The sequence below is a fragment of the Providencia sp. PROV_01 genome (assembly GCF_053098325.1).
This window is the reverse complement of record NZ_JBRFKD010000011.1, coordinates 1-3566: the sequence shown is the minus strand read 5'-3', so window position 1 is coordinate 3566 and position 3566 is coordinate 1. Positions and strand designations below refer to the sequence as shown.

The window sequence follows — 3566 nt, the reverse complement described above, 5'->3', positions numbered from 1 at the left end:
CGTCAGACTATCTCGGCTTCGATCTGGTGATGGCGGATAATCTGCCCCGCCCGAGTGTGCTGCTCGCGGATCGCGGCTACGATGCAGACAAGATCAGAGACGGCATGGAGGGGCGCAACGTCCTGCCCGTGATACCGATGCGCAAGTCTCGCAAGAAGCGGATTGGTGTCGATCGCTCCCTGTATCGCCTGCGTAATCTGGTCGAACGCTGCTTCAACAAACTCAAAAACGCCAGGCGTGTCGCGACCCGCTACGACAAAACCGCGGAAAGCTTCCTCGGCTTCATTGACATCACGTCGATCCGTCTCTGGATCCGCCATTTGTCAACATGACCTAGAATTTCTTAGAGTTTTAGCCGAATTCATAGGTAGCTGGCGGGCGCGAAGTTTGGCGCGGTGTGAGCTCTTCTATGCGAGCGATAGGCTTCTCAGTGACATCGGAACAATGCGCGATACAGCAGGCGATTACACCGCTCGGCGCCCGTAAAACGCCAGTTTCGTTCAACAAATCGTCGACCCCCGCAAATCAACTGGACCGCCCCAGCCTTGAAATGGAAATCACCGTAGCGCCCGCTTCTCAAATACCTCAATTGTAACTGACGCGACAGTTATATAGAGTTTGCGCATTCCAACAGTCGGGGTGATTGCGTGCCGAGACCCAAAACCGTCGATGACAATACCGTCCTTGATGCGGCTCTGAAGATCATGTTGCGCCCTCAACGTGAGGCGTTCACCCTGTCTGACGTTGCCACGGAAGTAGGCCTCAGCCGAGCCGCCTTGATTCAACGCTTCCAGAATCGCGACGGCCTGCAACTGCGGGTCGCAGAACGCGGGCTCCAGATGCTCGAAGAGTACTTGCAAGAGGCGCCCTCTCATCAGGGTGTCGATGACGTCTGGACTTTCCTTCGTACTCTCGTGAATTCGATGGGTAGCGACGACCGGTTGCCATCTCTGCTGATGATGCTGCGCGACGACATGGTAGACAAGGAACTCAATACCATTGCCAAGGCCAGGAACCGCCTTATCAGAAACGCCATCTCGGAGCGACTGCCCGACGCTTCCGAGGGGCAAAATGATATGCTGGCAAGTCTTATCCAGGCCACCATGCAGGGCGCAGCACTTCAGGCGGGTGTGGACAGCCCAAGCGAACTCAAACGGCATATCCTCGATCACATACGGCTTCAGCTGGACCTGATCTTTCCCGGCAATGGCATTGCGCCAAACGATTGACAATTGCTCCATCAGTTTATAACATACGCGCAAGTTATAATTATAAATGAGATATGCGATGCTGCACGACACGGACCGAATACTGAAGCTGGCCAGGGAGGCAGGCTTGGAGCTTGCGCCCGATTCCCTTAGGCTCAACGAAATGGGCCTCGATTTCCAAGTTGCTTTCGGCAGGGATGGGGACGCTGTAGAGTGGGTTTTGCGGATGCCGCGCCGGACGGACGTGGCATGTGCGGCAGTCAAGGAAGCGAAGATACTCGACTATTTCCGCAGTCGGCTGCCAGTCGCTGTGCCGGACTGGAAGGTCTTTAGCGATGATCTCATCGCCTACCCCTCCCTGCCGGGCAATCCGGGGCTGACATTTGACGCCTCGACCTATGAGACGACCTGGCACTTTGACCAGAATTCTCCGGTCTATGTTGAAACGCTGGGCGCGGCGCTCGCGCAATTGCATGGGCTCGACACCGACGATGCAATTAGCGCGGGGCTAAGCAATCTCAGTATCGATGCCGTACGAGAGAACTGGACGCGCGATCTCGAAACTGTCGAGAAAAGCTTTGAGGTACCGGCAGCAAGACTTGCCCTCTGGCGCGCTTGGCTTGCTGACTTGTCATTCTGGCCTACCCATGCCGCCTCAGTGCACGGCGATCTTTATGTCGGGCATGTCATGGTCAAATCGGACGGTACTGTCTGCGGGATAATCGACTGGAGTGAGGCTCATATCGGCGATCCTGGAATCGATCTGGCTGGACATCTCAAGGTGTTCGGCGAAGCTAGCCTGCGCGACCTCCTCGGTCACTACGAGGCGGCGGGGGGACAAACCTGGCCGCGTATAGTTGAGCATTGCAAGATGCTGCAGAGCGCCGAGGGCATCCGATATGCTATGTTCGCCCTTAAGACGGGCAGCGCAGAGCATCTGGAGGGTGCCCAGGGGCTTTTGTCGGCGCCAGGGATTTGACGCTCCGTCGGTCCGCGGCCCCGCTCCTGGGTGTACTTGCCGCAGGGTGCCTGTTTCGCCTGGGCAATGCGTTTGCCGCCGTCGCCCTGCCGTGGTTGGTACTCGATCTCAGCGGCAGCGGGCTCTGGGCCGGAGCGATTGCAAGCGCGAGCCTTATTGCTTTGGTTATCGGCGCTTTTTTCGGAGGGGCGCTGATCGATCGGCATGGCGCGCGCAGGGTCGCGATCATCGCGGGATTGGCGAGCGCTGTCTGCGTGGGTGCGGTTCCTGCCATAGTGCAGCTCGGGCCTGAAGCGCTGCCTTTCATCGCCGTGCTGGTGGCTGCGGGCGCGCTACTCGACAGCCCCGGCATGACGGCGCAAGATAATCGCATTCCAGAACTGGCGCGGCTTGGCCAGATCCCGCTGGCGCGTGCCGTTTCGCTCAAGTCGCTGATCGGCAATGCGTCCTTCGTGGCCGGTCCGGCCCTTGCTGGTATCTCTATCGGCTTTGGCGGTGCGAGCGTGGCCCTGGTCATCGCCTTCACATGCAGCATGCTTTCGGCGCTTCTGATTGCCGTCTGGCTCCCAGAGGCGCGCCGACGCACTAAGCGTAATGATGGCGGCATGCTCTCGGCGTTCGGCTTTATATTTCGCACTCCTCCGCTCGCCTATCTGACGTTGCTTGTCATGGTGGTGGTGGGTTTTACCAGCACTACTACGAGCGTGCTGCTACCCTCCCTTTTTCATCAGGCTGCCAGAGCGCCTCAGGAATTCGGTTTGGCCGCTTCCTCGATCGGCGCCGGATCGCTCTGCGGTGCCTTGCTGCTGACGATCTTTCCAAAGCTGGCCGGGCAGTTCACTGCACTTCTCGTGATTGTCGCGTCATTGGCAATGGTGCCGGTGGCGCTTCTTCCGCCTCTCCCAGCCATCCTCCCGTTGGCCTTCATCTATGGGCTTCTGCTGGCCCCTTTGGGTGTCGCCCTGAACACTATGCTCTTCATCCAAGCGCCTCAGCATCTGCGCGGACGGGTGCAAAGCGCGAGTGCAGTTCTGACTTTGGCGGCAGGGATACCAATTGCCCTCCTAACGGGTCTCCTGGTCGAGACGCTGGGAAGTGGCATGGCGCTGATGGCCTGCATGCTGGCTACGGCGTTGGCTACCATGTGTACGCAGTTGTGGTCGCGGTCCGCGGACGCCGGGCCGCGCTGAGCCTCAATTCCCTCGGCATAAGGAGAAACCGACATGCATGCAGCACTGAAAGAGCAGATTGCCGGGTTGGAGCGTAGGCTCTGGCTGGAAGGCTCCGAGGCTTTCGATAAGATCATGGCACCGGAGTGTTTCATGGTTTTTCCAAAGCCGATCGGTATTTTGACACGGCAGGAAATTTTGGCCAGCCTC

Annotated in this window: 4 protein-coding genes; all 4 read left to right on the top strand. The window is 58.5% G+C overall.

Features of this window, described 5'->3' with window-relative positions; translation table 11 throughout:
• Nucleotides 1–332 (top strand): transposase (locus ACU696_RS20945; RefSeq protein ID WP_406588833.1); only part of this gene is annotated, 332 nt, incomplete at its 5' end.
• A 315-nt stretch (nucleotides 333–647) separates the two neighbouring features.
• Entirely contained in the window at nucleotides 648–1229 is a 582-nt protein-coding gene (gene mphR(F) / locus ACU696_RS20940; RefSeq protein ID WP_021263609.1) for a macrolide resistance transcriptional regulator MphR(F), read from the top strand.
• Between the two features lie 58 nt (nucleotides 1230–1287).
• Nucleotides 1288–2187: an Mph(F) family macrolide 2'-phosphotransferase gene (locus ACU696_RS20935; RefSeq protein ID WP_447343235.1), complete on the top strand. Its 900-nt coding sequence runs from the start codon at nucleotides 1288–1290 to the stop codon at nucleotides 2185–2187.
• The gene (gene mrx(F), locus ACU696_RS20930) at nucleotides 2184–3377 is read left to right on the top strand and encodes a macrolide resistance MFS transporter Mrx(F) (RefSeq protein ID WP_406588834.1); all 1194 of its coding nucleotides are present in this window, start codon (nucleotides 2184–2186) and stop codon (nucleotides 3375–3377) included. The genes ACU696_RS20935 and mrx(F) overlap by 4 nt, the downstream gene beginning before the upstream one ends.
• Nucleotides 3378–3566: the final 189 nt, after the last annotated feature.